A 26,043-nucleotide genomic window follows, 5' to 3' on the forward strand; every position below is an offset into this window, starting at 1 on the left:
CCTGGGCCTCAGTCCGATGGCGGCTTGCTGCGGGCGATGGCCTCACACAGCTGCTCCACCGCATTGAGGGCCCGCGGGGTGAAGCGGTGCAGCTCATCGGGGTTGATGAGGACGAGCCGCTGCTGCTTGACGGCATCCAGCATGGACCACTGACGCCAGTGGGCCAGCACGGCAGGATCCCGGCTGCCGGCCAGGATGAGCCCGGGGTTGGCCTTGATCACCTGCTCCAGCCCGACCTGGGGGTAGGGGGAGCTGGCATCCGCCATGATATTGCGGCCACCGCAGAGCCTGATGGCGCGGCCCGGCCAGGTCGAGTCATTGACGCTGGTCAGCGGCGGATACCAGAGCTGATAGAAGACCGAGACCGGCTTGGGCTTGCCGTAACGCTGTTTCAGCGCGTCCAGCCTGGCCAGATAGGCGTCGGCCTGCTGGTCGGCCTTCTGCCGGGTGCCGAGCAGGCGCCCCAGGCTGCGCATCTCTGTGGCCAGGGAGGCAAAGTCGGTGGGCTCCGAGTAGAAGACGGGGATGCCGAGCTTCTCGACGGGAGCCAGCATGCGGGACTGGGCCGAACGCCAGGCCACCACCAGATCCGGCTTCTGGGCCAGCAGTGCCTCCAGGTTGATGCTGCGGTAGTTGGCGACCCGCGGGAGGGGCGCCACCTCGGGGGGGAAATCGGAGGCATCGTCGGTTGCGACTATGCGATCTCCGGCCCCTATGTCGTACAGCAGCTCGGTCAGGTGGGGGGTGAGGCTGATGATGCGCTGCGGGGTGGCTGCCGCACCGGACAGGGGCCAGCCGAGCAGGCACAGCAACAGGCACAGGACGCGAAGGGGAAAGTGGTCAGCCATGAGTCAGTGCCATCAGAGTCAGGAGCAGCGAGAGCCCGAGCCAGCCCCAGCCGATCAGCAGCAGGCGATGGAGCAGGCGCCGGGGCAGGGTGGCATCGGGTTCGGCACCTTCGTCAAATACCGGGAGGCGCACCAGCTGGCCCTGGTAGTAGCGGGGGCCCCCGAGGCGGCAGCCCGTGCTCTGTGCCAGCAGGCTGAGCAGGCCGCCCATGGCCGGATAGGGCCAGCGCAGGGCAAGGCGCAGCTTGCTCCCAAGCTGGCGCAACCGGGTCAGTGCGAGGGGGAGCGCCAGCAGCAGTATGGCGGGGGCGCAGAGCCCCTGATAGAGCGCACTGGCGGCGCGGCCGAAGTGGACGAACTCCGCCTGTTTCGGGCTCCAGGCCTGATTCATCAGCTGGGCGAGGCGCCAGAGCAGGGCCCCTTGCACCCCGGCCAGGGCAAAGCCCAGCAGGGGGCCGGCCCACTGGCCGACCAGGCGCAGCACGCAGGTCTCGCTCACCGCCTTGTTCAATCCCATCACCGACAGGGCGCTCGTCTCTCGCCTGAGCCAGCTCCCGGCCTGCAACCTCGCCACCACCAGCGTCTCCTGGGTTGCCAGGGCGCGGCTCGCCTGGGCGAGCTCCCGCAGGGGGCGTGATTCCAGCATCAGCAGCAGGAACAGCAGGTCGAACAGGGGCTCGGAGAGGGAGAGGTTGCGCACCGCCCAGAGGCCGGCGGCGCAGGGCACCCAGACCACCAGCAGGGCCAGCAGCCCCGCCTGGCGTTGCTGACAGGGGGAACCGTCCGGGCGATACACCTTGTGGCCGAGGCGGGTCAGCAGCGGCACTGTGGCGCCGGGCCTGAAACGGGCGGGCCAGGGCAGCAGGGCCTCGAGCAGGGCGGCACCCACCATGATGGCCGCCGTCGTCGAGGCGAGGGCGGTCATCAGGGCGTCCCAGGGGATGGTGTCGATCACAGCTTGCCGAGCAGCGCCATGATCACCTCGGCGGAGTGTTGACCCGCCACCTCGATGAAGGCATCGAAGGATTCCACCTGCTCCTTGCCGGCGATGTCGGACATGGCGCGCACCACCAGATAGGGCACCTTGAACATGTGGCATACCTGGCCGATGGCGGCCCCTTCCATCTCGACTGCCAGCATCTGCGGGAAGTCGGCCCGGGCTTTGGCGATGGCGTCCGGCTTGCACATAAACTGATCACCGGTGCAGATGAGGCCGACCTTGGTCTGATGCTTGCCTTGCTCGGCGATGCAGGACTGGGCCAGGGCGATGAGCTTGTCATCGCAGGGGAAGGCGGCGGGCTGCTGGGCCATCTGGCCCATCTCGTAACCGAAGGCGGTCACGTCCACGTCGTGGAAACGCATCTCGCTGGCGATGACCACGTCTCCGATGTGCAGATCCTGGGCGAAGCCGCCGGCGGAGCCGGTGTTGATGACGCAGTCGGGGGCAAATTTCTCCAGCAGCAGGCTGGTGGCGACGCTGGCGGCAACCTTGCCGATGCCGGAGCGGGTCAGGATCACCTCTTTACCGGCCAGACGGCCCTGATAGAACTCGCAGCCGCCCAGTTGCAGGGTGGTGGGTTCACTCAGCTGGCTGCGCAGCAGGGCAACTTCCTGCTCCATGGCGCCGATAATACCTACTTTCATCATCTACCTCGTCTCTGTGGCCGCTGGGCCGGAAAAGTTGGCGGGGATGATAACAAAACTTGGCGGTGGCGCCGAGCATTCCTGTGGTGCTGCCGGGGCATCTCCTGCGTCAGTGGTAGTGATCGACCAGGGCGGCCAGCTCGCCGCTCGAGGCCAGCTGCTGCAAGGTGTTGGCAAAGAGCGCCAGCCGCTCCGGGGTAGTGCGGCGGTGGAACAGTATGTAGAAGGGGGTCTCTTCCATCACTGTGGGGAGAATGCGGATCCGCTCCCCCAGCCCGTGCTCGCGCAGATCGGATTCAAACCCCGGGGAGCGGTAGTAGACAAAGCGCCCCCGCTTCATCAGCAGCTTGTCGTAGTTGGCCTTGCTGCCTATCCCGCCGCTGTCGATGATGAGGCCGCCGATGGCCTGGAGCCGTGCGATGGCGCCGCTGCCGTGATTGATGAGGATGATCCCCTGCTGACCGAGTGCCCTGACGTCCTCCCAGCGGTGGATCTCGACAGGATCGTCGCTGCGTACCGCCAGGTGGTAGCGCACCGTGAAGATGGCGGGTTGCAGGTAGACAAACTGGCTGCGCCGCTCCGGGCTGTCCCCCACGCCGCAGATGAAATCCAGCTGGCCGTGCCGCACCTTCTTCTCCAGGCGCTTGAGGGGCAGGGTGCTCTGATCTCCCGCGATGCGCAGGGCCGGCTCCCGCGCCTCCATCCGCCGGAACAGATCGACGCAGATCCCCCCTGTCTTCCCTCCCGCCAGGGTCAGGTACTTGGGGGCCGAATCGGCTTGCGCCGCCGTGTGGTAAACCTCGGTGGCAGCGACGGCCCCACTGGCTGGGGCAAGCAGGCAAAGCAGCAGAGCCATCCGGACGATCATCTCATACAGGGTCTCGATAGGGGCGACGCGCACCCATCATCAGCCGGATCAGGAACGCAAGGAACTAGACATTAGGCTATTTATCAGCGTGTTATCAACCCAGGGCCGTATCTTGCGTCATCATCAAGGCAAATCTCGCCATCAGGTCCGGGGATCACTGAGTGGAAAAAGGCGGCTTGCATCCAGCCCAGGCCTCTCGCGCCCATATCAACCCAAGGCCGTATCCAGCGTCATCATCAGGGCAAAGCCGGCCATCAGGCCCAGGGTGGCATGGGTCTGGTGACCGTTGCGGTGGGTTTCGGGGATCACCTCGTGGGAGACCACGAACAACATGGCACCGGCCGCGAGCCCCAGACCTATGGGGTAGGCGATGGCCATGCCGCTGGCGAGCCCGACCCCGAGCAGGGCGCCGAGCGGTTCCAGCAGGCCGCTGCCGATGGCCACCAGCACGGCGAACGAGGGACGAAAGCCGGCGGCGGACATGGCGAGCGCCACCGCCAGTCCCTCGGGGATGTCCTGCAGGGCGATGGCGGTGGTGAGCGGTAGCCCCACTGCCATGTCCCCCTGGGAGAAGCTGACCCCGATGGCCATGCCTTCCGGCAGGTTGTGCAGGGCGATGGCAAAGACGAACAGCCAGACCCGGGAGCAGCTCTCGTGGCCGGGACCGCAGGGGCCCGTCTTGTCGTGCTCGTGGGGGGTGAACTGATCCAGCCCCAGCATCAGCAAGACCCCCAGGGTCATGCCGGCCACCACCACGGCGGCGGCGAGAAAGCCGTCCCCGGTGATCCCCTCGGCCGCCTCCAGCCCAGGCAGCAGCAGGGAGAAGGCGCTGGCCGCCAGCATCATGCCGGCGGCAAAGCCCAGCATGGCGTCTTCCACCCGCTGGGGGACAGATCGCAGGAACAGGGCGGGCAGGGCGCCGAGCGCCGTGGCGGCAAACCCCGCGACGCCGCCGATGAGGCCATAACGCACCCCGGGGCTGATGTCACCGGCCGCCAGCATGATGAGGCTCTGCAACAGGAGCAGCAGGACGGCGGCCAGGGCGAGCAGCAGTCCCAGGGCGATGAGGGGGCGCTCCTGTATCTGCTCGCGCAGTTGGACTGACCAAGGGGGGCTGAGGGTCGACGCGTTATCCATGGGGCCTCGGGGGACTGTGGTTGGGAGAGACGAGAGGGCCATTACATAACCTGGCCTCCCGTTTGTCCATGATGGCGGGGCGATTGGGGCAATCGGCTCAAGTTTGTGGTCATCCGGTCGCTCTTGTATCCCGGGCCCATGCCAAACGACATGGCCCTGTGCAACACGAGAGGGATGAGCGAGGGCGGCAGCTGTGATAGGGTGCGCCCCTGCGAACGCGCTTCCCCGCTCGTTCGCATTGTTTCATTTTCCCGTCAGGAGTCTCGGGTCACCGCTTACACGGATGTGATCGCCACTGTGCAGCTGCTTATCAGCAGTCGAGGATCACCAGCCAACATGTCTTACAAGAACCTCTCCATCGGCAAGAAGATTGCCGTGGTCTTTGCGGTTATCGCCGCCATCAACGTGATATTCGGTCTTTTTCTCGCCAGCGAACTGCGCGGAGTAAGGGATCGGGTGCTCAACTTCACCGATTCCACCCTGCCGAGCGTGATCTCGGTGGAAACCCTGCTCTACGACGTCTCCTATGTGCGCCGCGCCCAGTTTGCCCTGCTGATGGTCGAGGACGCCGCCGATCAGCAGGCCCGTCGCGGCCGCATCCAGGAGAGCGTGGCCAAGGTGGAGCGCGCCCTGAGCACCTATGAGGCCACCGTCGGGGCCGAGCACGAGCGCCAGGTGTTCAACCGGGCCAAGCAGCAGTGGCTGCACTACCTGAGCGCGGTCAACCGGGTCGACAGCCTGCTGGTGCAGGGGCTCAAGGAGCAGGCCAGGGACGCGCTGTTCCAATCCAACGGGAGCTACACCGAGCTGGAGCAAGGGGTCAACGCCCTGGTGGAGGTGAACCTCGGCTTCGTGCAGGAGAACCGCGGCAGCCTGCTTGGCAGCGTCAACATGGTGACGACCTTCGCCACTGTGAGCATCGGCGCCCTGCTGCTGTTCATGGGGGTGATGACCTGGTTCCTCACGCGCCAGATCTGCCTGCCGCTGCAGGCCGTGGTCGCCCAGGCCAACGCCATAGCACAGGGGAACTTGACCCACAGGCTGGATCGCCAGCACATAGGGCAGGATGAACTGGGCATGTTGGCCAGTGCCTCCCTCAAGATGCAGGACAACCTGCGCGCTCTCATCGAGGAGGTGGTCGCCGCCGTGACCCAGCTGGGGGCCGCCATCGAGGAGGTGAGCGCCGTCTCCGAGCAGTCGGCCCAGGGGATCCAGAGCCAGCAGCAGGAGATCTCCCTGGTGGCAACCGCCATGGCCCAGATGAAGGCGACGGTGGCCGATGTGGCGGGCAACACCGAGGTCGCCTCGGAATCCGCCAGCTCGGCCAATGCCCTGGCCCGTCGCGGCAATCAGGATGTGCAGGGCGCCCTGGTGGCCATCACCCGGGTTGCCGAGGAGATGGAGCAGGCGGGCACCCTGGTGGCGGAGCTGGAGCGGGAATCGGCCCAGATCAACCTGGTGGTGGACGTCATTCGCGGCATCGCCGATCAGACCAACCTGCTGGCGCTCAATGCCGCCATAGAGGCGGCCCGCGCCGGCGAGCAGGGCCGCGGCTTTGCGGTGGTGGCCGATGAGGTGCGCACCCTGGCGGGCCGCACCCAGGCCTCGACCGGCGAGATAGTCGCCATCATCGAAACCCTGCAGGCCCGCGCCAACCAGGCGAAGGCGGTGACCAGCCAGAGCTGCGAGATGATCCGCCAGTGCGTGAGTCAGAGCGAGCAGACCAGCTCGGGGATCCAGCAGATCGAGGAGGCGGTCGGCCAGATTGCCGACATGGCGATCCAGATCGCCAGCGCCTGCGGTGAGCAGGATGCGGTCTCCGACGAGTTGGGCCGCAACGTGGAGCGGATCAATGAGTCCTCCAACGAGGTGGCGACCGGCGCCGATCACACCGCCCGCGCCTGTCTGGAGCTGAGTCAGCTGGCGGCGAGCCTGCGCCAGACCATAGGCCGCTTCCGCCTCGCCTGATGCAGGACGGCTGGCAGAGTACCAACAAAAACGGGGCCCCAGGGCCCCGTTTGCTATGTCACCACCAGGGTGCCGGTCTGGCTCAGACGCCGAGGCCGGTTCCTGTGTCTTTCTTGGCGATCAGCTCAATCTTGTAACCGTCCGGATCTTCCACGAAGGCGATGACGGTGGTGCCACCCTTGACCGGGCCCGGCTCGCGGGTGATCTTGGCGCCGGCGGCGCGCAGGGCGTCGCAGGTGCCATAGATGTCGTCCGCTTCCAGGGCGATGTGGCCGTAGGCAGAGCCCAGCTCGTACTCGCTCACGCCCCAGTTGTAGGTGAGCTCGATGACGGCCTCGTCCTTCTCGTCACCGTAGCCGACGAAGGCCAGGGTGTACTTGTATTCGCTGTTCTCGCTCTTGCGCAGCAGTGTCATGCCCAGCACGCGGGTGTAGAAGTCGATGGAGCGTTGCAGGTCGCCGACGCGCAGCATGGTATGCAGAATTCTCATTGCTCAATTCTCCGGGTTGGTGATTGGTACTGCTTTCAATCTAGGTCTTGAGGTCAGGCAGTGAACGGAAAGGAGGTCGATCAGCTCTCCGGGTAGACCTTTTCTTTGTACTCGCACAGGTCTTCGATGATACAGGAGCCACAGCGTGGCTTGCGCGCCAGGCAGGTGTAGCGCCCGTGCAGGATGAGCCAGTGGTGCACATCCAGCTTGAACTCGGCGGGCACCACTTTCAGCAGCTTCTCTTCGACCTGATCCACGTTCTTGCCCACCGCGAAACCGGTGCGATTCGACACCCGGAAGATATGGGTATCGACGGCTATGGTGGGCCAGCCAAACGCCGTGTTGAGCACCACGTTGGCGGTCTTGCGACCGACCCCGGGCAGGGCTTCCAGTGCCTCGCGGTCCTCCGGTACCTCGCCGCCGTGGCGCTCCAGCAAGATGGCGCAGGTCTTGATGACGTTCTCGGCCTTGGTGTTGAACAGGCCTATGGTCTTGATGTACTCCTTCACGCCGTCCACCCCGAGAGCCAGCATGGCGGCTGGGGTATTGGCCACCGGATAGAGCTTGTCGGTGGCCTTGTTGACGCTGACATCGGTCGCCTGGGCCGACAGCAGCACGGCGATCAGCAGCTCGAACGGCGTGGTGAAGTTGAGCTCAGTGGTGGGATGCGGGTTGTTCTTCCGCAACCGCTCCAGTATCTCTCTGCGTTTTTGGTTATTCATCGAGTCTCATGTCTGTCTTGGTGCCAGCCCTCAGAGCTGGGTGGCGCGGGCACCGGCTGCGGGCAGGCTGCAGTGTGCCTTGTCGGCACGCTGTTTGCGGCCCATCCAGTCGTTGATGGCATTCTTGCCGGCGATGAGCAGGCCCAGGCCGATGAAGCCCCCCGGCGGCAAAATGGCCAGCAGCAGGCTGGCATCGGCATGGAACAGCTCGATGCGCAGGGACTTGGCCCAGTCCCCCAGCAGCAGATCGGCGCCGTCGAACAGGGTGCCCATGCCGATGATCTCCCTAAGCCCCCCCAGCACCAGCAGCACCAGGGTGAAGCCCAGTCCCATCATGAAGCCGTCGATGGCCGCCAGCAGGGGCGGGTTCTTGGAGGCATAGGCCTCGGCCCGGCCTATGATGACGCAGTTGGTGACGATGAGGGCGATGAAGATGCCGAGCGCCTGATAGAGGCCATAGGTGTAGGCGTTCATCAACAGCTGCACGCTAGTCACCAGGGCCGCGATGATCATCACGTAGACCGGGATGCGAATGTCCTTGGGCACCCAGTTGCGCACCAGGGAGATGGCCAGGTTGGAGCTTATCAGCACCACCATGGTCGCCAGCCCCAGCCCCAGGGCATTGGTGAAGGTGGAGGAGACCGCCAGGGTCGGGCAGAGCCCCAGCACCTGCACCAGGGAGGGGTTGTTCTTCCACAGCCCCTGCAGCATCAGCTCCTTGAGCTCTTCGCGGCGGCTGTTGCCCTCATCGGCCGGGCTCTGGCCGTCAATCACATCAACTTGTTCCATTGCGTGTTCCGTTGTATGTGCCATATGGGGCTCCGGTGTTAGGGGGTGGCGTCACAGGAGGGGGCCTCTTGCAGCAGCTCGGGGTGCTCCTGTTGCAGCAGCAGCAGGTTCTTCACCGCCTTGACCACGGCGCGGGGGGTGATGGTGGCGCCGGTGAAGGCGTCAAATTCGCCGCCATCCTTCTTCACCGCCCAGCTGGCCGCGTTCTCCCTGGTGAGGAACTTGCCGACGAAGCTCTCTATCCAGCTCGATTTCTTCAACTCTATCTTGTCCCCAAGACCCGGGGTTTCCTTGTGGGCCAGCACCCGTACCGCGCTGATGGCCCCCTTGGCATCTGTGCCGACCACCATGCGAATGGCACCACTGTAGCCGTCGGGGGCCACGGTTTCCAGCGCATAGCCGGTGTGCTCCCCCTTGAGGGTCGCAGTATAGAGCGGCATGGGCTGATCGCTGCCCAGGTACTCGCGGCTGGTGACAAGTCGGCAGCTGGCCACCAGATCGTTGTCATAGCTCCCCGCCGGCAGCAGGGCTTCCAGGGTGCGCAGCTTCTCCAGCTGTTGCTGGTGGGCGATGCGATCCCGGGTCAGCTCGTTGGTCAGCACCACCATGGCGGTGCAGGCCAGGGCGAACAGGGCCAGGGTGACGCCGTTTTTGCGCATGCTCTTTAACATGGGAAGGTTCCTGAGAGTGAGATGTGCGCCATGATCATTTGCGGCGATCCCCATAGACCTTGGGACGAGTCAGGCTGTCTATCAGCGGCACGCAGAGGTTGGCCAGCAACACGGCAAAGGCGAAGGCGTCCGGGTAGCCGCCGAAGCGGCGGATGAGGTAGACCAGCACGCCGATCAGCACGCCGTAGATGAGGCGACCCCTGGCCGTGGTGCTCGCGCTCACCGGATCGGTGGCGATGAAGAAGGCCCCCAGCATGGTGGCGCCGCTGAACAGGTGCAGCATGGGGGTGGCGGTGGCGTCCGGCGTGGCCAGATAGCCCAGGGTGGCACAGAGCAGCAGAGCCCCCAGCACGGCGGTGGGAATGCGCCAGTTGATCACTTTTTGCTGCAACAGGAAGAGGCCACCCAGCAGGTAGCACAGGTTGACCCAGCTCCAGCCAATCCCGCCCCAGCCCTCGAACACCGCATGAGTCATCACCTCGCTGGCGGTGAGCCCCTGGGTCAGGCCCGTCTTCAGGGTGTCGAGGGGGGTGGCCATGGTCAGGCCATCCACCCCCTGCTTGAGTTGCGCCAGGCTGTAACCGTCCAGGCTGAAGCCGGTGAAGATCACCGAGACGGCGTCCCCAAAGTCGACCCCGTAGGCGGCGATGCTGGAGGGGGGCAGCCAGCTGGTCATCTGGACCGGGAAGGAGACCAGCAGCAGCACATAGGCCACCATGGCCGGGTTGAACAGGTTCTGGCCGAGCCCGCCATAGAGGTGCTTGGCGATGATGATGGCAAAGGCGGTGCCGAGTACCAGCATCCACCAGGGCAGCAAGGGGGGCAGGGAGAGGCCGATCAGCACGGCGGTGAGGGCCGCGCTGCCGTCCAGCAGGGCCGGTTTGACGGGGCGGCCACGCAGGCGCAGGACCAGGGCCTCGCAGCCCAGCGCCGTCACCAGGGCCAGCAGGGTCTGGATCAGGGTTCCCCAGCCGAAGAACCAGGTCTGGGCCAGGAAGCCGGGCAGACAGGCCAGGATCACCAGCAGCATCAGGGTCTGGGTCTGCTTGCGGTTATGGGCGAAGGGCGCACTCGCGAGATTGAACATGGATCAGTGGCTCTTGTCGGTCGAAGGGGAAGAGGTGTTCGCCGCGGCGTCGGCCGCCAGCTTCTTGGCCTTGGCACGTGCGATGGCGGCGGCGATGGCTGCCTTCTTGGGATCGATCTCGGCAGCGGGCTCAGCCACCGGCTTGCTCGGGGCGGCGGGTGAGTCGCTTGTGATCTCGTCACCGGCAGTCTGGGCCGCTTTCTTGGCCTTGGCGCGTGCGATGGCGGCGGCGATTGCCGCCTTCTTGGGGTCGACCTCGGGGGCGGGCTCAGCCACCGGCTCGCTCGGGGCGGTAGGCGAGTCGCTTGTGATCTCGTCACCGGCAGTCTGGGCAGCCTTCTTGGCCTTGGCGCGTGCTATGGCGGCGGCGATGGCTGCCTTCTTGGGATCGGACTCGGCAGCGGGCTCAGCCACCGGCTCGCCCGGAGCGGCTGCTGTGTTGCTGGTCTCATCACCGGCAGCCTGGGCAGCCTTCTTGGCCTTGGCGCGAGCCAGGGCGGCGGCAATGGCCGCCTTCTTGGGATCGGTCTCGGCAACGACAGCAGTGCCGGCATCATCCGGCTGTGCGGCCTCGGCCGCCTTGGCGGCGCGGCGCGCCAGCGCCTCCTGCTTGCGCGCCTCGCGGGCGGCCATCATGGCGGCGTTGTCCGGCTGGGTTTCTGCGCTGGCGGCCTCCTGCTTGGCCTTGAGACGAGCCAGGGCGGCGGCGACGGGATCATCCCCCCCTGCCGCGGCCATGGCCTGGCGACGCTGGGCTGCGGCCTCGGCGTGGCGAGCCTCCCGCGCGGCCTTGTCCCGCTCGAAGCGGGCCTGCTTGGCCTCGAAGCGCTGCTTGGCGCGCTCCGCCTTTTCGGCCTCGGCACGGACTTCGCGGATGTCATCCTTGGCAATCTTGTAGTACTGCACCAGGGGGATCTCGCTCGGGCAGACCCAGGCGCAGGCCCCGCACTCTATGCAGTCAAACAGGTTGAGCTTCTCGGCCTTGTCATACTCCTTGACCCGGCTGTACCAGTAGAGCTCCTGGGGCAGCAGGTTGGCGGGGCAGGCATCGGCACAGGCACTGCAACGGATGCAGGCCTGTTCGGGGCCGGGGGGCGGCAGCTCGGCGCGGGTGGGGGAGAGCAGGCAGTTGGTGGCCTTGACCACGGGCACCATGGCATGGGGCAGGGTGAAGCCCATCATGGGGCCCCCCATGATGACCCGCTGATCCGCCTCCGGCTGCAGCTCGAAGCGTTGCAGCAGCCAGCGCACCGGCGTGCCGAGGCGCACCCAGGCATTGCCCGGCTGCTTGAAGGCATCCCCTGTGAGGGTGACGATGCGCGAGATGAGCGGCTCGCCGTCTATGATGGCGCGCTTGATGGCAAAGACGGTGGCGACGTTGAGCACCATGATGCCCATGTCGACCGCCCGGCCCCCCTTGGGTACCTGGCGTCCGGTGAGCAGCTCTATGGTCTGCTTGGCACCGCCTGAGGGGTACTTGGTCGGCACCGACTTGACCAGCACATCCGGGTCTGTGGCATGGCGGGTCAGGGCGTCGATGGCCGCCGGTTTGTTGTCTTCCACCCCTATCAGGGTCAGCTTGGGCTTGAGCAGGTGCTTGAGCACCCGTATGCCGTCCATGATCTCGTCGGCATACTCCTGCATCAGGCGATCATCTGTGGTGATGTAGGGTTCGCACTCCAGGCCGTTGACGATCAGGATCTCGGTGAGCTGGCCGCGGCCATCGAGCTTGCTGTGGGTCGGGAAGACGGCGCCGCCGAGCCCCGCGATCCCCGCCTGCTGGATGCGCTCGAGCAGTTCGCCCCGCTCCAGATTCCAGTAGTCGGGTTGGGCCTGGCGTTCGCACCAGGCATCTTCCCCGTCAGGGGTCAGGATGACGCAGAGATCGTCCAGGCCCGAGGGGTGCGCCACCGTGTGCTGCTCAATGGCGGTGATGGTGCCCGAGGTGGAGGCGTGCACCGGCACTATGCGCCCCTTGTCGTGACGGGTCAGGGGTTGACCCTTCTTGACCCTGTCGCCCACCCGTACCAGCAGTTCGCCGGCCGGACCCGCGTGCTGGCGCACCGGTATGATGAGCTGGGGGGGCAGACCCGCGTCCACGACGGGGGTCAGGCTGGACTGGTGCTTGTTCTCGGGAGGATGAATGCCACCGTGAAAATCCCAGAGGGTGCCGGCTTTGATGCGTTCTAGCAGATGCTGCATGGTTACTCCGCTGTTTATTCCACTATCTTGACCGGAATGGCGACCTTGGCCAGATCCCATTTCCAGTTGTCGACCGTGGTCGGCACCGGGATCATCTCGATACAGTCGGTCGGGCAGGGGTCGACGCAGAGATCGCACCCCGTGCACTCGGCCGCGATGACGGTGTGCATCGCCTTGGTGGCGCCCAGGATGGCATCGACCGGGCAGGCCTGGATGCACTTGGTGCAACCAATGCACATGTCCTCGTGAATGAAGGCGACCTTCTTGACGGGGGCGGCTGCTTCGTCGCCACCGTCCAGCGGCTGGGGCTCGACCCCCATCAGATCCGCTATCTTGCGCATGGTGGCATCGCCACCGGGCACGCACTTGTTGATCTGATCACCGTTGGCCAGCGCCTCGGCGTAGGGCTTGCAGCCCGGGTAGCCGCACTGGCCGCACTGGGTCTGGGGCAGCAGGGCATCGAGCTGGTCGACTATGGGGTCGGCCTGCACATGAAACTTGACGGCGGCATAGCCCAGAATGATGCCGAAGGAGAGGGCCAGCAGGGCCAGCACCAGAATGGCAAAGAGTATGTGAGTCATAGCGCTATATCTTGATGAGGCCGGTAAAGCCCATGAAGGCCAGCGACATCAGGCCGGCGGTGACCATGGCGATGGAGACGCCGCGAAAGGGGGTGGGCACGTCGGCGGCCACCAGACGCTCACGCATGGCGGCAAACAGGATCAGCACCAGCGAGAAACCGCAGGCAGCCCCGAAGCCGTAGATGATGCTCTGGATGAAGTTGTGGCGCTCGTTGATGCTCAGCAGCGCGACGCCCAGCACGGCACAGTTGGTGGTGATGAGGGGCAGGAAGATGCCGAGCAGGCGATAGAGGGTCGGGCTGCTCTTGCGGATCACCATCTCGGTGAACTGCACCACCACGGCGATCACCAGGATGAAGCCCAGGGTGCGCAGGTAGGCGATGTCCAGCGGAATCAGGATATAGTGCTCCATCAGATAGGAGCAGGCGCTGGCGAGCGTCATCACGAAGGTGGTGGCCAGTCCCATGCCGATGGCGGTTTCCAGCTTGCCAGAGACGCCCATGAAGGGGCAGAGGCCGAGAAACTTCACCAGCACGAAGTTGTTGATCAGCACGGTACTGACCAGTAAAAGCAGGTACTCAGTCATTGACGATGGGTTTTCCGGTGTGAAGGCGGCGGTATTATCTGATGTTAGGTGCCTTTAGACAACCGCAAGGCCGTATGGTTATTATTCGGGGGCCCAATTCATGGAGGCATTGTGCGCCCGCTACCCATACTGACCCTCACCCTGGCCATGCTGCTCTGGTCCAGCTCCTTCATCGCCCTCAAACATGTGCTGGAGGTCTGGTCCTTCGGCCAGGTGCTCTTCATGCGGATGTTGGTGGCCTCCTGCTGCTGGCTGCTTTGCTACCGCCAGCTTGGCCGGTTCAGCTACCAGAAGGGGGATTGGCGCTGGCTGGCCCTGATGGGCGCCCTGGAGCCCTGTCTCTATTTCCTGCTGGAGGTCAACGCCCTGCGCTACACCAGTGCCGGGCAGGCGGGCATGGTCTGTGCGTTGCTGCCCCTGATGGTGGCCCTGGTGGCTTTCGTGCTGCTGAGGGAGCGGGTGAGCCGCCGCCAGCTGCTGGGTTTTGCCATCGCCATCTGCGGCATCGCCCTGCTGGGGCTGGCCGAGGGGGCGGATGAGTTTGCCCCCAACGCTCTGCTCGGCAACAGTCTCGAGATGGGGGCCATGCTCTGCGCCGCCACCTACTCAGTGGTGTTCAAGAAGCTCTCCAGCCGCTACGGCGTCATGACCCTGACCGCCCTGCAGGCCTTCGTCGGCACCCTCTTCTTCGCCCCATTTGCCTTCAGCGAACCCTGGCCCATCACCTGGGACTGGCAGGACATGGGGGTCATCCTCTTTCTCGGCGCCTTCGTGACGCTCGGCGCTTACCTGCTCTACAACTGGTCGGTGACTCAGGTAAAGGTGACCCTGGCGGCCGCCTATGTGAACCTCATCCCTGTCTTTACCCTGCTGCTCGCCTATCTGCTGCTGGGGGAGACGCTGGGCGCCTTGCAATGGGTTGCCTGCGCCGCCGTGCTGGCCGGCATCGGGGTTGGTCAGTTGCCCGGGGGCAAACACCGGGTGCGCAGCGCCGCCGCCCAGAGTTGACTTCCCCCCGATCGGCTACAGTCTGGACAGGGACCTATGCTGGCCATGAAGGAGCCACACCATGAGCGATATGAAGTTGCTGGCCGAGGCCAAGACCTTGCTGAGCCACCAGCCTTTTACCCTGGCCGATGCCAGGGCCCTGGAGGCCCTGGAGGAAGCCGCGGTGGGGGAGGAGGGGCTGTGCATCGCCGAGTTGTGGGAGCTGGCCCTGGGTCAGGCGGACGAGGAGGCGAGGCGCTATCTGCAGGGGGAGGATTGACGCCTCTTCAAGCCTCTTGGATGACAAATAACAACGCGGGGTCTAGCCCCGCGTTGTTATTTGATGGCGCACTCCGGCTTCAAATGGAGAGGCTCTTGACGGTGTCCGAGACGGAGTTGGCGTCTTCGATGATCTCCTTGATGACGTCGGCGATGATGTTGGCCTGATCCTGCCCCGCCACCGCCTTGCCTGAGACGACTGAGACGGTCTGGGTGATCTTGGAGGTGATGTCGGAGTTGTGCTTGATGACGGAGACTATCTCGTTGGTGGAGGTCGAGGTTCTGGCTGCCAGCTGCCTCACCTCGTCGGCGACCACCGCAAACCCCCGGCCCTGCTCGCCGGCCCTGGCCGCCTCTATGGCGGCATTGAGTGCCAGCAGGTTGGTCTGATCCGCGATGCCGCTGATGGTGGAGATGATGGACTCTATGCTCTTGGATTGCTGATTGAGCAGATCTATCTGTTTGCTCACCTCGTTGACCGAGGTGTTGATGTGGGAGGAGGTCTCCAGCACCTTGTCGATCACCTCGCGCCCCTTGGCGGCACTGGCGACGGTTTCGCTGGCGATGGCGCAGGCCTTCTGGGCCGCCTCCCGGGTGGAGATGGATTTTTCCACCCGCTCAGTGATGTCGCTCGCCAGCTTGATGATTTTGACCACCTTTCCCTCGTGGTTGAAGATGGGGTTGTAGGTCGCCTCCAGCCAGATCTTCTCCCCGCGGTGGCCAAGGCGCATGAAGAGCCCGGACTTGATGTCCCCCGAGCCGAGATCGCGCCAGAAGTTGGGGTTTTTCTGATAGAACTCCGGATCGCAGAACTGGCGGTGGTGTTTGCCGATCACCTCCTCCAGCCGGTAGCCGAAGCAGTGGAGGAAGTTCTGGTTGGCGGTGATGACGGTGCCGTCGGGCTGGAAATCGATCACCGCCAGCGACTTGTCGAGCGCCGCCAGCAGGGCCTGGGTGCGCTCCAGGGAGGACTGCTGCTGGGTCACGTCCGAGGCAACCTTGGCGACGCGTGCCACCTTGCCATCGATCATGATGGGGAAATAGGTAGCCTCCAGCCAGATAGCCTTGCCCGACTTCGACTGGCGGATGAAGCGGCCGTTGCGGGAGATGCCGCCGCGCAGATCCTGCCACAGGCTCTCGTAATCACGGGTCTTGACGTCCTCCGGGAAGCAGAGCGCACTGTGGTGCTTGCCAATTACCTCCTCACGTTGAAAGCCCACGATCTTCAGGAAGAGGTCGTTGACGAAGGTGACCATGCCTGCCGGGGTAAACAGGATGAAAGGCACCTGGGACTGGATGGCCTGCTCGAAAGCACCCAGCTCCGCCATCTTCGCCACCTGTTCACTCGCTTCCTTGCTTGCTTTGTGATTCCAGAACATACGGAGCTCCTCCATGAGACCCTTGAATGACAGACCGACAGTAATATGAGTGAATTAACAATAGCATTGCTGCCTGATGAAGCTTCATCGACTCCGAATCAACTTTTTGAATATTTAATTTCAATCCTGATGAATTTTTCTCCCTCAATCAGGTTTCTAACGAAGATTACTCCTGGCCGGATATTGGCGAACAGCCAGACCTGATAGTGGCATGAGGGTGACCCTGTTGGCACTGACGATTGTGTTACCTTTTGGTGTCACTGTGCGGGCAGTGAGCCCATCCGGTGAAAAACGGGCCTGTGCACAGGGCAGGGGGGGGATTATTTTGACTGCTGGAGGGTGTTTATCTTCTTGTTCAGCGCCTCCATCTCGTTCTGGTATTGGCGGGTCACTCTCTGCACCCCGGGAGAGCGTATTCTGCCCTCGAGATCGCTTGTCTCTGTCGTCGTCGCCCTCTGTTCGTTGTTGTCACCGGCAATTTCACGGCTCATCTGCTGTTTCTTTGTCTCCATCTCGGCGCGAAGTGCGTCTATCTGGCGCTGCTTCTGGCCGCTGGCCAGGTTCTCTTCGATCTCCCGGGTCTGTCTGGTGGCCCTCTCTACCTCCTCGGGGGAGGGGGTGTAGATATTGAGTGGCAGCGGCTTGGCGTCACTGCTGCAGGGAATGTCGCTGAAGGTGACCTGGCCGTTGCGGGTACATTGATAGACATCGGCACGGGCGACCGGGGCTGTGACGGCAACCAGACAGCCAAGCGTGATAATCAGCACGGGTGACATAGACTCCTCCTTGAATCCTCTCTTTGCACAGTAGTACAGAGGCCCTGACCAGACAATCAGCCACTATCGACGCCGCCAGTATGGATCCGGCCATTTCCCCTGTCGTGTCGCCACTCGTCCGGGCTCCCTCGTGCCCCCGACGGGATCTGGCGATCGGCATATGGGGTGTGGATTGAGGTGACAAACGGTGGGATCTTGGCCGGTTTTCCCCGCAGTTCAACACATCAGAGCACCATAACGGGCCACAATGAGGTATCTTATGCCCCGATTTCATTCATTTAACGGTGTCGAGACCCAACATGATTATCAAACCCAAGGTTCGCGGCTTTATTTGCACCACCACCCACCCGGTCGGTTGTGAAGCCAATGTTCGTCGCCAGATTGCTTACACCCAGGCCAAGGGCACCATCGAGAATGGTCCCAAGAAGGTACTGGTGATCGGCGCCTCCACCGGTTATGGTCTGGCCTCCCGGATTGCCACTGCCTTCGGTAGCGGCGCCGCCACCATTGGCGTCTTCTTCGAAAAGCCGAGCTCCGAGACCAAGACGGGCTCCGCCGGCTGGTACAACTCCGCCGCCTTCGACAAGGCCGCCAAAGAGGCCGGTCTCTACGCCAAGAGCGTCAACGGCGATGCCTTCTCCCACGAGTGCCGCGCCAAGGTGATCGAGCTCATCAAGCAGGATCTGGGTCAAATCGATCTGGTGGTCTACTCCCTGGCCTCCCCGGTGCGCAAGATGCCGGACACCGGCGAAGTGGTGCGCTCTGCCCTCAAACCCATCGGCGAGGTCTACACCTCCACCGCCATCGACACCAACAAGGATCAGATCATCACCGCCACCGTCGAGCCGGCGAACGAGGAAGAGATCCAGAGCACCATCACCGTGATGGGCGGTCAGGACTGGGAGCTGTGGATGGGAGCCCTGCGTGATGCGGGCGTGCTGGCCGACGGCGCCAAGTCCGTGGCTTACTCCTACATAGGCACCGATCTGACCTGGCCCATCTACTGGCATGGCACCCTGGGCCGCGCCAAGGAAGATCTGGACCGCGCCGCCACCGCCATCCGTGGCGATCTGGCTGCCAAGGGCGGCACCGCCCACGTGGCCGTGCTCAAATCCGTGGTGACCCAGGCTTCCTCTGCCATTCCGGTGATGCCGCTCTATATCTCCATGGCCTTCAAGATCATGAAGGAGAAGGGCATCCACGAAGGCTGCATGGAGCAGGTGGATCGCATGCTGCGCACCCGTCTCTACGCTTCCGACATGGCGCTGGACGAGCAGGCCCGCATCCGCATGGATGACTGGGAGCTGCGTGAAGACGTACAGCAGACCTGCCGCGATCTCTGGCCCTCCATCACCACCGAGAACCTCTCTGAGCTCACCGACTACGCCGGCTACAAGCAGGAGTTCCTGCGCCTGTTCGGTTTCGGTCTGGACGAGGTGGATTACGATGCGGATGTGAATCCGGATGTGACCTTCGACGTGGTCGAGCTCTGAGCCTGACAGCGTGACTACAGGGCCCTGCGGGGCCCTGTTTTTTTGCCGCTCATTCAAGCTGTTGCCGCAGGTTTATTATCCGCGATCACCTTTTTTCACTATCAAACCCGCTAGGCTTGCGCTGATCGGAACATTGACGGCATTGCCGAGGAAGGGAAGCCATGACCACTTCGCATGAGGCGCCCAAGAAGCGCCAACTCCCCACTGTCTATACCCTGCTTTTCATCATCATCGCCCTGATGGCGGCCCTCACCTGGGTGCTGCCGGCGGGCAAGTACAACTATGTGACCGCCAAGACCCAGCAGCCGGTGGCGGCGGCGGCCGTGGCCGACTACAGCGGCGATGAGCGGCTGCTGCCGGTGCCTGGCAGCTATACCGAGCTGCCTTCCCGGCCCCAGGGGGTGTTCGAGGTGCTCAAGGCCCCGATCCAGGGCTTTCACAAGGCGGCCGACGTGGCGCTTTTTGTGCTCATCATCGGCGGCTTCCTGGCGGTGACCATGCAGAGCGGGGCGCTCGATGCCGGGGTGGGAGCCATAGTGCGCGCCTTTGCCGGGCGCGAGCGACTGCTTATCCCCGTGCTGATCGCTCTCTTTGCCCTCGGTGGATCCACCTTCGGCATGGCGGAGGAGACGGTGGCCTTCTGGGCGCTCATAGTGCCGGTCATGATGGCGGCGGGCTTCGATCGCATGGTGGCGGCGGGGATCATACTGCTCGGCTCCGGGGTCGGGGTGCTCGCCTCCACCGTCAACCCCTTTGCCACCGGCATCGCCTCCGGTTTTGCCGGTATTCCCATCGGCGAGGGGATTGGGCTGAGGGTCATCCAGTGGCTGCTGCTGGTGATCTTCGCCTCCTGGTTTGTGATGCGTTACGCCAAGCAGGTGCAGCAGGACAAATCCCGCTCGGTGCTGGCCGACATCGCCTATGACGACGAATTTTCCCAGATGAAGAGCAGCAACCTCGCCTTCAGCGGCAAGCAGAAGCTCACCATGCTGGTGTTCTTCGGCACCTTCCTGCTGATGATCTATGCGGTGGTGCCCTGGTCGGATCTGGGGATAGATCTGCTGCCCACCTTTGGCTGGTGGTTCGACGAGCTCTCCACCCTGTTCTTCAGCGCCTCCATCCTGATTGCGATCATCAACCGGATGCCCGAATCCAACTATGTGGCGACCTTCCTGAACGGGGCTCGGGATCTCATCGGGGTGGCGCTGGTGGTGGCGGTGGCGCGCGGCATCTATGTGGTGATGGAGCAGGGTGTCATCATAGACACCATATTGCACTGGGCCGAAGGACTGGTGACCGGACTCTCCTCGTCGGTCTTCATCCTGATGGCCTATCTGGTGCACATCATTCTTAGCTTTTTTATTCCCTCCACCTCGGGGCTGGCGACCGTCTCCATGCCGCTGATGGGGCCACTGGCGGACTTCTCCGGCATCTCCCGGGATCTGGTGATCACCGCCTATCAGTCCGCTTCCGGCTGGATCAACCTGTTCGCTCCCACCGCCGCCCATCTGGTGGCGGGTCTGGCGCTCGCCAGGATCCCCTACGATCGCTTCGTGCGCTGGGTGCTGCCCTTCATCATCGGCGTGGCCCTCATCACCATGGCGGTGCTGGTGGCCGGTACCCTGCTCCACGGCTGATGGCACGGATGAGAAAACGACAGACAGCAAAAAGGCTCCCGAGGGAGCCTTTTTCATGAGCCTTGCTTACTGCTTGTAGCCCTTGAGGAAGCGGGCGAGGCGGCCTATGGCCTCTTCTAGCTCCTCCTCCCGGGGCAGGAACACCAACCGGAAGTGATCCGGTGCCGGCCAGTTGAAGCCGGTGCCCTGCACCAGCAAGAGCTTCTCTTGCTGCAGCAGATCGAACACCATCTTCTGGTCGTCGCGAATGTCGTACACCTTGGGGTCGAGGCGCGGGAACATGTAAAGCGCCCCCTTTGGCTTGACGCAGGAGACGCCGGGGATCTCGTTCAATAGCTCCCACGCCTTGTCCCGCTGGCGGCGCAGGCGGCCGCCCGGCAGGATCAGCTCGTTGATGCTCTGGTAGCCACCCAGGGCGGTCTGGATGGCGTGCTGCATGGGCACGTTGGCACAGAGCCGCATGGAGGCCAGCATCTCCAGCCCTTCGATGTAGCCCCTGGCACGGCCCTTGGGCCCGGTGATGACCATCCAGCCCTGGCGGAAGCCGCAGGCGCGGTAGGCCTTGGAGAGGCCGTTGAAGGTCACCACCATCACATCGTCACACTGGGTGCAGACGCTGGTGTGGGAGATGTCGTCGTAGAGGATCTTGTCGTAGATCTCGTCGGCGAAAATGATGAGATTGTGCTGGCGGGCGATCTCGATCAGTTCCAGCTGGAATTCGCTGCCGTAGACGGCGCCGGTCGGGTTGTTGGGGTTGATCAGCACCAGGCCGCGGGTGCGCGGGGTGATGCGGGCGCGGATGTCGTCCAGATCCGGATGCCAGTCAGCCCCTTCGTCGCAGCGGTAGTGCACCGCATGGCCACCGGAGAGGGTGACGGCGGCGGTCCAGAGCGGGTAGTCGGGGGAGGGCACCAGCATCTCGTCGCCGTTGTTGAGCAGCGCCTGCATGGCCATCACGATGAGCTCGCTGGCGCCATTGCCGATGTAGATGTCGTCGATGTCGACCTTGCGCATCCCCTTTTGCTGGTAGTACTGCATCACCGCCTTGCGGGCCGAGAAGAGCCCCTTGGAGTCGCAGTAGCCCTGGCTCTGGGGCATGTTGAGGATCACATCCTTGATGATCTCTTCAGGCGCATCGAAACCGAACGGGGCCGGGTTGCCGATGTTGAGCTTGATGATGCGGTGGCCTTCGTCCTCGAGACGGCGGGCCTCTTTATGCACCGGGCCGCGAATGTCATAGCAGACATCGTCGAGCTTGTGCGACTTGTCGATAGTGAACATGGTGAGCGTGATTCCTTCCCCTGGGGGCGCGTTGGCAGAAAAGCTTTTTTTAGTATCAAATTTCTCTACCCCTATTCTTCACAGAATTGAATGCTAGAACAATCTAATTTATGGAATAAATCCCTGATATTTACCCCTGAAACAGGGTTGCCAGTCTGTTAAATTCAGCAGGATCGTTTGCCTCTCTCGCGAGAGACTAGTGAAAGATGAGGGGGAGGTTCATAAAGCAGCAAGAGTGTATTGAATTATCCATCCCATCTGGCACGATTGGCTGGGGTAAAAATCTGCTCCCACCCCTGCTGCCGGCCAAGGGCACGCGCAGCTCAGGGCGTCCTTTCATCCTGTCATCGAGGATCTTCATGCACGCACCCGCAACCGGTCGCTACCGCCACTTCAAGGGGGGTTACTATCAAGTGCTCGCCCTGGCCCTGCACACCGAAACCCAGGAACAGCTGGTTGTCTACCAATCCGAGCAGGATGCACAGGTCTATGCCCGCCCGGTCGCCATGTTCATGGAGTGGATTGAGCATCAGGGGCAGGTGGTGAGCCGCTTCACGCCGGTGGAGTGAACCAGGTAGAACAAGATCAAAAAAGGCGCCTGAGGCGCCTTTTACATTGGGAAAACTGTCTTACAGGCCCAGATTGGCTCTGGCATAGGCCTCGAAATCGGTGCAGCCACCGATGTGCTGCTCGTCCAGGAAGATCTGCGGCACTGTGGTGACGGGCTTGCCCGCCTTGGCGGCCAGATCGTCCTTGGTGAGCCCGGCGACGTTGATATCCACATAGCGGAATTCGAAGTCATCGCGCTCCTCGGTCAGCTGCTCGGCAATCTGTTTGGCACGAACGCAATAGGGGCAACCCGGGCGACCAAAAATTTCTACAAACATCTTTTCTCTCCGTTAAACAAGCCGTTGAAGAAGGCCATTGAGACGAGGCTGGCGACAGCATAGCCTCGGCTTTGGGCCAGTCAAAGCTGAAAATACCGATACGCGCATTCGCCGTGCTCGATTGCCCCTCGGATAGGTGCCGACACAGAGGTCGGCACCTAGCGCGGGATTCTGGATTGGCGGCGGCGAACTATTCCAGCCCGATAACTCGGCAATCTCGGCACTCTGGACTCGTGGCTGCCGAGCGATGCGTTCCGCGCCACTCAAGCCTGCCTTACTGTTCGGCAATCTGATTCGTTGCTGCTGAGCGATGCGTTCCGCTCCACTACACTCCAACCTGCCTTATTGCTCGGCAATCTGGATGGGTTGCTGCTGATAGATGCTCTCCAGCACCCCCTTCTCGAACACCGTCCAGGGCCAGGCGGCCTTGCTGGCGCGGTAGCGCTCGTGGGTCGCCGGATCCTGGGAGAGGCCGCGCTGGAACATCACGAAGGCCTTGCGCTGGCCACCGGCGGTGTCGATAAAGCCGGCCAGGTTGGAGGTGCCGGTGATGGTGCCCGTCTTGGCGTGCACCTTGTTCTTCATCATGGGGGCGGTGACGCTGCGTCGCCAGGCCAGGGTGCCGTCCACCTGGGAACTCGGCAGCAGCTTGATGAAGTCGAGCTCGGCGTCGTTCTTCTGGATGAAGTTCAGCACCGACAGCATCTGGCGTGCGCTGATGAGGTTGTGAGCGGAGAGGCCGGAGCCGTCGGCCAGGGTGGCGTTGCCCAGATCTATGCCGTGCTTGGTCAGGATGGCGCGCACCGCCATGGTGCCGCTGCGATAGCTGCCCGGCTTGTTGTAGTAGTGACGACCCACGGTTTTGAGGAAGGTGTCGGCGTAGAGGTTGTCGGATTTCTTCAGCATCTTGGAGAGCATCACCGGCAGGGAGACCGAGTAGTGGGTGGCCAGGGTATCGGCGCTCACCGGAGCCTGATGGGTGACCCGCAGCAGGCCGTCGTGACTGATCCCGGCGCGGTTCATGGCCCAGCGGATGTTGTCCCAGCCCCAGGCTTCCACGTCGTGGATGGCAAAGCGCAGGCCCTGCGGCTCCTTGTTCGGGGTGATGCAGCCCTTGAGTTCGTAGAAGTTGCCCTTGGCCATGTCCACTTCCAGGGCGCAGAACTGACGCGCCATGTCGCCATAGCTCATCACCTCCACGTTGTCGGCACCTATGCCGATGGGGACGCCGGTGGCGACGTTGCCCACCGCAGGCCTGCCAATCTGGGTGGCTGTGATGGTGCCGTAGGCGCAGTTCTTGTCGATGATGACGGCGGAGACGGGAGCTGCGAAGCAGAGGGTCTGATCCCCCCAGGACCAGCCGTTGCCGCGCTCATAGCCGTTGTAGGCGCCGGTGTTGACGTAGACATTGCCCTGAATGCGGGTGACCCCGAGCTGCTTGAACAGGGCCACCAGATCCATCCGCGACAGTGTGGGGTCACCGACGAAGTTGATCCAGATGTCGCCATTGATGGTGTTGCCCTGTTTGGCGCCAGCCTGGGCCTGAATGTCGGTGGCGAAACGGAAGTCGGCGCCGAGCTCGAGGCGGGCGGCCAGGGCGGTCAGCACCTTCATGGTGGAGGCGGGGGCTATCATGTCGTCGGCGTGACGGGCAAATTCCACCCCGCTGTTGCCCTGGACTATGACGGCGTACTGGCCCCCTTTGGGCGGGGTCAGCGGGGTGGCCTGGGCCACCAGGGAAAAGAGAGCACAAAAACCAATCAACAACCGCTGCATAAGATCCTCTAACTGAACGAAGGGCGCCGGCAGTGCGATGCGCCCCTGATAATCAAACCTGGTGACTGTCATTTGCCCGCCAGACGGCTGGCTAGGCAAAGGCGTTGGCAGTGCGGTACCGCCCTTCATAATCAAAAATTTTCTCCTTCACCTGCCAGAAGCGTCCCGACTTGCGTGCGATGACGAAATCCGGGTGACGGAACTGGCTTTGCGCAGCCAGCACGCTCGCCAGAGTGGTGAATTCGGGCTCCAGGCCCGGGGCGGGCCAATGATGACGCACAAAGCGTTGTTGAAACAAGCGCCGCGCACCGCTGGTGTGAAAGGCGAAGTACTCCGTCAGGGTGAGACCGTCCTCATCGTGGTAGGTCACCTCCAGCCGCTCCCCCTGTTTGCCGCGCCCTGCGGTGAGGGTCAGCCCCGCGCAGCGAATGACCATGCAGTCCTTGAGATTGAGGGCTTCCTTGAGCTTGTCATCCGGATCCACCAGCAACTGGTCGCAGCTTTGGCAGCGGCGGGCGGCGATGTCGTTTTCGGCGCCGCAGGCGGGACAGATCTTGGCGCGAAAGCGGTAGTCGCACTCCTCGCGCTGGCCCTCGTCATCTTCAAACAGCCCCTGGCAGCGGCGGCCGTAGTGCTCGACCACCTTGCCCTCCTCGTCTGTCTTGCCCCAGAAGGTGTTGGCAAAGCCGCAGGCGGGGCAGGGAACCTGTACCGGCTCTGTGCCGGCGTGGGGTCTGGGCTCTCCCACCTCGGGGGCAAACAGGTTGAAGTTGTTGCCGGCGTAGTCGAGCACCAGACAATCGGTCTTGCCCGGCGAGAGGCGCAGGCCCCTGCCGACGATCTGCTGATAGAGCGACACCGACTCGGTGGGGCGCAGCATCACGATGAGATCCACATGGGGGGCATCGAAGCCGGTGGTGAGCACCGCCACGTTGACCAGAAACTTGATCTCCCGCTCCTTGAAGGCATGGATCAGGGCATCGCGCTCCGGCCCCGGGGTTTCGCCGGTGACGAGGGCCGCCGTCTGGGATTTGGCGAGCAGCAGCCCCTGAATTTCCCGGGCGTGCTCGACGGTGGCGGCGAAGATCATCACCCCTTGCCGCTCGGCGGCATACTCCAGCACCTGACTCAGGATATGGGGGGTGACCCGCTGCTGGCGCTTGAGCTCGCCGTTGAGATCCGCCTCGCTGAAGAGGCCGTTTTCCCTGGGTACCAGCTTGCTGAAGTCGTAGTGGACTATGGGGGCATCTATCATGCGCGGTGGCGTCAGGTAGCCGTTTTTGACCATGAAGCGCAGGGGCAACTCGAACACGCAGTCGCCAAAGAGCCGCTCGCCGTGGCTCTTCACCATGCCGTGGTAGTGGCGCCGGTAGATCCAGCCCAGCCCCATCCGGTACGGGGTGGCGGTGAGCCCCAGGATCTTGAGGGCCGGATTGGTCCCCTTGAGATGCTCGATCACCTGATGGTACTGGCTGTCGTCATCGAGCGAGACTCTGTGGCACTCGTCGATGATGAGCAGGGAGAACGCCCCATCAAACGCGGTCAGGTTGCGGGCCACCGACTGCACCGAGCCGAACACCACCTGGGCGCTCGCCTCCTTGCGGGCCAATCCGGCGGCGAAGATGTCGGCCTTGAGCCCCCAGGCCTCGTACTTGGCGTGGTTCTGCTCCACCAGCTCCTTGACATGGGCCAGCACCAGCACCCGGCCACGGGCCTTGCGGGCCAGCTCGGCGATCACCAAACTCTTGCCCGCCCCAGTGGGCAGCACTACCACGGCGGGATCCGGGTGCTTGCGAAAGTGGCTGATCACGGCGTTGACGGCGTCGGTTTGATAGGGTCTGAGAACGAACATGGGGGCGTGGCGTGTGAGCATGGTGCGGCGCAGGATGGCGCCATTATAGGGATCTTGGGGCCACAAAAACAGCGGGCCGGCATGATGCCGGCCCGCAGGTACC

The 26,043-nt window shown here is 63.5% G+C and carries 25 protein-coding genes and 1 pseudogene; 6 read left to right on the forward strand and 20 right to left on the reverse strand.

Annotated elements, in window-relative coordinates:
• Positions 1-8: 8 nt before the first annotated feature.
• From AB5Y91_RS06765 to AB5Y91_RS06785, 5 genes are all read right to left on the reverse strand, one after another.
• Entirely contained in the window at positions 9-848 is an 840-nt protein-coding gene (locus AB5Y91_RS06765; protein WP_368169373.1) for a cobalamin-binding protein, read from the reverse strand.
• Complete coding sequence (locus tag AB5Y91_RS06770) at positions 841-1,773, reverse strand: cobalamin biosynthesis protein (RefSeq protein ID WP_368169421.1); 933 nt, start codon at positions 1,771-1,773, stop codon at positions 841-843. Before AB5Y91_RS06770 ends, AB5Y91_RS06765 begins: the two co-directional genes overlap by 8 nt.
• Before the next feature lie 26 nt (positions 1,774-1,799).
• A complete protein-coding gene (gene mtnN / locus AB5Y91_RS06775) occupies positions 1,800-2,492 on the reverse strand; it encodes a 5'-methylthioadenosine/S-adenosylhomocysteine nucleosidase (protein WP_139744528.1) in 693 nt (230 codons plus the stop codon).
• A 109-nt stretch (positions 2,493-2,601) separates the two neighbouring features.
• A complete protein-coding gene (locus AB5Y91_RS06780) occupies positions 2,602-3,360 on the reverse strand; it encodes an ABC transporter substrate-binding protein (protein WP_139744529.1) in 759 nt (252 codons plus the stop codon).
• Between the two features lie 207 nt (positions 3,361-3,567).
• On the reverse strand, positions 3,568-4,497 hold the full coding sequence (locus tag AB5Y91_RS06785) for a ZIP family metal transporter (protein ID WP_368169374.1): 930 nt from the start codon (positions 4,495-4,497) through the stop codon (positions 3,568-3,570).
• 336 nt (positions 4,498-4,833) lie between these two features.
• Between AB5Y91_RS06785 and AB5Y91_RS06790 the strand changes: the two genes are divergently transcribed.
• Positions 4,834-6,465: a methyl-accepting chemotaxis protein gene (locus AB5Y91_RS06790; protein ID WP_368169375.1), complete on the forward strand. Its 1,632-nt coding sequence runs from the start codon at positions 4,834-4,836 to the stop codon at positions 6,463-6,465.
• An 82-nt stretch (positions 6,466-6,547) separates the two neighbouring features.
• On the opposite strand, the gene gloA is transcribed toward AB5Y91_RS06790, so the two are convergent.
• From gloA to rsxA, 8 genes are all read right to left on the reverse strand, one after another.
• Positions 6,548-6,955 carry a lactoylglutathione lyase gene (gene gloA / locus AB5Y91_RS06795; protein WP_025326535.1) on the reverse strand — a complete coding sequence of 136 codons (408 nt, stop codon included), beginning with the start codon at positions 6,953-6,955 and terminating at the stop codon, positions 6,548-6,550.
• Between the two features lie 80 nt (positions 6,956-7,035).
• Entirely contained in the window at positions 7,036-7,677 is a 642-nt protein-coding gene (gene nth, locus AB5Y91_RS06800; RefSeq protein WP_368169376.1) for an endonuclease III, read from the reverse strand.
• 30 nt (positions 7,678-7,707) lie between these two features.
• Positions 7,708-8,466, reverse strand: a complete 759-nt coding sequence (locus AB5Y91_RS06805) for an electron transport complex subunit E (protein ID WP_163134961.1) — start codon at positions 8,464-8,466, stop codon at positions 7,708-7,710.
• A gap of 38 nt (positions 8,467-8,504) precedes the next feature.
• Positions 8,505-9,137 carry an electron transport complex subunit RsxG gene (gene rsxG, locus AB5Y91_RS06810; protein ID WP_106887211.1) on the reverse strand — a complete coding sequence of 211 codons (633 nt, stop codon included), beginning with the start codon at positions 9,135-9,137 and terminating at the stop codon, positions 8,505-8,507.
• A gap of 34 nt (positions 9,138-9,171) precedes the next feature.
• Entirely contained in the window at positions 9,172-10,224 is a 1,053-nt protein-coding gene (gene rsxD, locus AB5Y91_RS06815; protein ID WP_205641489.1) for an electron transport complex subunit RsxD, read from the reverse strand.
• Between the two features lie 3 nt (positions 10,225-10,227).
• Positions 10,228-12,426, reverse strand: coding sequence for an electron transport complex subunit RsxC (rsxC, locus tag AB5Y91_RS06820; protein ID WP_368169377.1), 2,199 nt, complete (start codon positions 12,424-12,426; stop codon positions 10,228-10,230).
• A 14-nt stretch (positions 12,427-12,440) separates the two neighbouring features.
• Complete coding sequence (rsxB, locus tag AB5Y91_RS06825; protein WP_139744889.1) at positions 12,441-13,007, reverse strand: electron transport complex subunit RsxB; 567 nt, start codon at positions 13,005-13,007, stop codon at positions 12,441-12,443.
• Between the two features lie 4 nt (positions 13,008-13,011).
• Positions 13,012-13,593: an electron transport complex subunit RsxA gene (rsxA, locus tag AB5Y91_RS06830; RefSeq protein WP_106887207.1), complete on the reverse strand. Its 582-nt coding sequence runs from the start codon at positions 13,591-13,593 to the stop codon at positions 13,012-13,014.
• 111 nt (positions 13,594-13,704) lie between these two features.
• Between rsxA and AB5Y91_RS06835 the strand changes: the two genes are divergently transcribed.
• Together AB5Y91_RS06835 and AB5Y91_RS06840 are read left to right on the forward strand one after the other, a co-directional pair.
• A complete protein-coding gene (locus AB5Y91_RS06835) occupies positions 13,705-14,601 on the forward strand; it encodes a DMT family transporter (RefSeq protein WP_368169378.1) in 897 nt (298 codons plus the stop codon).
• Between the two features lie 61 nt (positions 14,602-14,662).
• Complete coding sequence (locus AB5Y91_RS06840) at positions 14,663-14,860, forward strand: hypothetical protein (protein ID WP_368169379.1); 198 nt, start codon at positions 14,663-14,665, stop codon at positions 14,858-14,860.
• Between the two features lie 79 nt (positions 14,861-14,939).
• On the opposite strand, the gene AB5Y91_RS06845 is transcribed toward AB5Y91_RS06840, so the two are convergent.
• From AB5Y91_RS06845 to AB5Y91_RS06855, 3 genes and pseudogenes are all read right to left on the reverse strand, one after another.
• Positions 14,940-15,473: a methyl-accepting chemotaxis protein gene (locus AB5Y91_RS06845; protein ID WP_262110552.1), complete on the reverse strand. Its 534-nt coding sequence runs from the start codon at positions 15,471-15,473 to the stop codon at positions 14,940-14,942.
• Positions 15,474-15,479: 6 nt separating this feature from the next.
• A pseudogene (locus AB5Y91_RS06850) lies at positions 15,480-16,253 on the reverse strand (PAS domain-containing protein); the annotation flags it as partial.
• Positions 16,254-16,558: 305 nt separating this feature from the next.
• Entirely contained in the window at positions 16,559-17,014 is a 456-nt protein-coding gene (locus tag AB5Y91_RS06855) for a DUF4124 domain-containing protein (protein ID WP_368169380.1), read from the reverse strand.
• A 299-nt stretch (positions 17,015-17,313) separates the two neighbouring features.
• On the opposite strand from AB5Y91_RS06855, the gene fabV reads away from it, so the two are divergent.
• The gene (gene fabV, locus AB5Y91_RS06860) at positions 17,314-18,507 is read left to right on the forward strand and encodes an enoyl-ACP reductase FabV (RefSeq protein WP_106887202.1); all 1,194 of its coding nucleotides are present in this window, start codon (positions 17,314-17,316) and stop codon (positions 18,505-18,507) included.
• 161 nt (positions 18,508-18,668) lie between these two features.
• The gene (locus AB5Y91_RS06865; RefSeq protein WP_368169381.1) at positions 18,669-20,144 is read left to right on the forward strand and encodes a YfcC family protein; all 1,476 of its coding nucleotides are present in this window, start codon (positions 18,669-18,671) and stop codon (positions 20,142-20,144) included.
• A 66-nt stretch (positions 20,145-20,210) separates the two neighbouring features.
• Here the strand turns inward: AB5Y91_RS06865 and AB5Y91_RS06870 are convergent, their stop codons facing one another.
• A complete protein-coding gene (locus AB5Y91_RS06870; protein WP_106887201.1) occupies positions 20,211-21,425 on the reverse strand; it encodes a pyridoxal phosphate-dependent aminotransferase in 1,215 nt (404 codons plus the stop codon).
• A 359-nt stretch (positions 21,426-21,784) separates the two neighbouring features.
• Between AB5Y91_RS06870 and AB5Y91_RS06875 the strand changes: the two genes are divergently transcribed.
• The gene (locus tag AB5Y91_RS06875; protein ID WP_163153846.1) at positions 21,785-21,994 is read left to right on the forward strand and encodes a DUF1653 domain-containing protein; all 210 of its coding nucleotides are present in this window, start codon (positions 21,785-21,787) and stop codon (positions 21,992-21,994) included.
• Positions 21,995-22,054: 60 nt separating this feature from the next.
• Here AB5Y91_RS06875 and AB5Y91_RS06880 read toward each other — a convergent pair whose 3' ends face one another.
• From AB5Y91_RS06880 to AB5Y91_RS06890, 3 genes are all read right to left on the reverse strand, one after another.
• Positions 22,055-22,312: a GrxA family glutaredoxin gene (locus AB5Y91_RS06880; RefSeq protein ID WP_010674029.1), complete on the reverse strand. Its 258-nt coding sequence runs from the start codon at positions 22,310-22,312 to the stop codon at positions 22,055-22,057.
• Positions 22,313-22,654: 342 nt separating this feature from the next.
• Entirely contained in the window at positions 22,655-24,088 is a 1,434-nt protein-coding gene (dacB, locus tag AB5Y91_RS06885; RefSeq protein ID WP_368169382.1) for a D-alanyl-D-alanine carboxypeptidase/D-alanyl-D-alanine-endopeptidase, read from the reverse strand.
• Between the two features lie 91 nt (positions 24,089-24,179).
• Complete coding sequence (locus tag AB5Y91_RS06890) at positions 24,180-25,940, reverse strand: DEAD/DEAH box helicase (protein WP_368169383.1); 1,761 nt, start codon at positions 25,938-25,940, stop codon at positions 24,180-24,182.
• Positions 25,941-26,043: the final 103 nt, after the last annotated feature.

Source organism: Aeromonas sp. R4-3 (genome assembly GCF_040908275.1).
Taxonomy (GTDB): Bacteria; Pseudomonadota; Gammaproteobacteria; order Enterobacterales; family Aeromonadaceae; genus Aeromonas; species Aeromonas rivipollensis.

Bases quoted from the DNA above. Each gene is read 5' to 3' on its own strand.
- AB5Y91_RS06765 (WP_368169373.1), bottom strand. From the start codon at position 848: ATGGCTGACCACTTTCCCCTTCGCGTCCTGTGCCTGTTGCTGTGCCTG.
- AB5Y91_RS06770 (WP_368169421.1), bottom strand. From the start codon at position 1,773: ATGACCGCCCTCGCCTCGACGACGGCGGCCATCATGGTGGGTGCCGCC.
- mtnN (WP_139744528.1), bottom strand. From the start codon at position 2,492: ATGAAAGTAGGTATTATCGGCGCCATGGAGCAGGAAGTTGCCCTGCTG.
- AB5Y91_RS06780 (WP_139744529.1), bottom strand. From the start codon at position 3,360: ATGATCGTCCGGATGGCTCTGCTGCTTTGCCTGCTTGCCCCAGCCAGT.
- AB5Y91_RS06785 (WP_368169374.1), bottom strand. From the start codon at position 4,497: ATGGATAACGCGTCGACCCTCAGCCCCCCTTGGTCAGTCCAACTGCGC.
- AB5Y91_RS06790 (WP_368169375.1), top strand. From the start codon at position 4,834: ATGTCTTACAAGAACCTCTCCATCGGCAAGAAGATTGCCGTGGTCTTT.
- gloA (WP_025326535.1), bottom strand. From the start codon at position 6,955: ATGAGAATTCTGCATACCATGCTGCGCGTCGGCGACCTGCAACGCTCC.
- nth (WP_368169376.1), bottom strand. From the start codon at position 7,677: ATGAATAACCAAAAACGCAGAGAGATACTGGAGCGGTTGCGGAAGAAC.
- AB5Y91_RS06805 (WP_163134961.1), bottom strand. From the start codon at position 8,466: ATGGAACAAGTTGATGTGATTGACGGCCAGAGCCCGGCCGATGAGGGC.
- rsxG (WP_106887211.1), bottom strand. From the start codon at position 9,137: ATGTTAAAGAGCATGCGCAAAAACGGCGTCACCCTGGCCCTGTTCGCC.
- rsxD (WP_205641489.1), bottom strand. From the start codon at position 10,224: ATGTTCAATCTCGCGAGTGCGCCCTTCGCCCATAACCGCAAGCAGACC.
- rsxC (WP_368169377.1), bottom strand. From the start codon at position 12,426: ATGCAGCATCTGCTAGAACGCATCAAAGCCGGCACCCTCTGGGATTTT.
- rsxB (WP_139744889.1), bottom strand. From the start codon at position 13,007: ATGACTCACATACTCTTTGCCATTCTGGTGCTGGCCCTGCTGGCCCTC.
- rsxA (WP_106887207.1), bottom strand. From the start codon at position 13,593: ATGACTGAGTACCTGCTTTTACTGGTCAGTACCGTGCTGATCAACAAC.
- AB5Y91_RS06840 (WP_368169379.1), top strand. From the start codon at position 14,663: ATGAGCGATATGAAGTTGCTGGCCGAGGCCAAGACCTTGCTGAGCCAC.
- AB5Y91_RS06855 (WP_368169380.1), bottom strand. From the start codon at position 17,014: ATGTCACCCGTGCTGATTATCACGCTTGGCTGTCTGGTTGCCGTCACA.
- fabV (WP_106887202.1), top strand. From the start codon at position 17,314: ATGATTATCAAACCCAAGGTTCGCGGCTTTATTTGCACCACCACCCAC.
- AB5Y91_RS06865 (WP_368169381.1), top strand. From the start codon at position 18,669: ATGACCACTTCGCATGAGGCGCCCAAGAAGCGCCAACTCCCCACTGTC.
- AB5Y91_RS06870 (WP_106887201.1), bottom strand. From the start codon at position 21,425: ATGTTCACTATCGACAAGTCGCACAAGCTCGACGATGTCTGCTATGAC.
- AB5Y91_RS06875 (WP_163153846.1), top strand. From the start codon at position 21,785: ATGCACGCACCCGCAACCGGTCGCTACCGCCACTTCAAGGGGGGTTAC.
- AB5Y91_RS06880 (WP_010674029.1), bottom strand. From the start codon at position 22,312: ATGTTTGTAGAAATTTTTGGTCGCCCGGGTTGCCCCTATTGCGTTCGT.
- dacB (WP_368169382.1), bottom strand. From the start codon at position 24,088: ATGCAGCGGTTGTTGATTGGTTTTTGTGCTCTCTTTTCCCTGGTGGCC.
- AB5Y91_RS06890 (WP_368169383.1), bottom strand. From the start codon at position 25,940: ATGTTCGTTCTCAGACCCTATCAAACCGACGCCGTCAACGCCGTGATC.